This window comes from Pseudomonas sp. USTB-Z (assembly GCF_019691255.1).
Lineage (GTDB): Bacteria > Pseudomonadota > Gammaproteobacteria > Pseudomonadales > Pseudomonadaceae > Aquipseudomonas > Aquipseudomonas alloputida.
Window position 1 is genome coordinate 1 of record NZ_JAECZP010000077.1, and the last position, 489, is coordinate 489.

1 pseudogene is annotated in these 489 nt (G+C 63.6%); it reads right to left on the reverse strand.

The annotated features are described in order from the left end of the window. Positions 1-489, reverse strand: a pseudogene (locus I8746_RS26925) (hypothetical protein); the annotation flags it as partial.

A 489-nucleotide genomic window follows, 5' to 3' on the forward strand; every position in this document is an offset into this window, starting at 1 on the left:
GCCTGCATCTGTTCGTACAGGGTGTTGATGCGCCCAAAGGCATTGGCAGCGGCATGGGCTTGCCTGGCAAGCGCTTCCGGCAGGGCGAAGGATGACGCTGACTGTGGTTCGCTTTTAGCCGCTTCCAGCAGCGCCGCCAGTGCTTCCCGCAGGTCCTCCTGGTTGTAGGTGATGCCGCGTATTGCAAGGTTGCCCCGGTCTGCCACGTCGCTGCGCCACCAGTGGTCCAGCACCTTCGTGCCCCCTTCACTCAACTCCATGCCGATCACGCACTGGCCGGTCTGTTCGGCAAAGGCCAGGCCGTTGATGAGGTCGGCGTTGTCGTAGCGGTCCAGCGCCTGCAACAACCGTTCGCTGACCACCCAGCGGGTATGGTCCTTGGCGCGGTCTTCGGCGGCTTGCTGGGCGTGTTGCATGGCCTGCTCGAAACCGTCGAGCTGATCGTGCATGGCCTGGCGGTCGACCAGGTGGCCGTATTTCTGGTCGAAC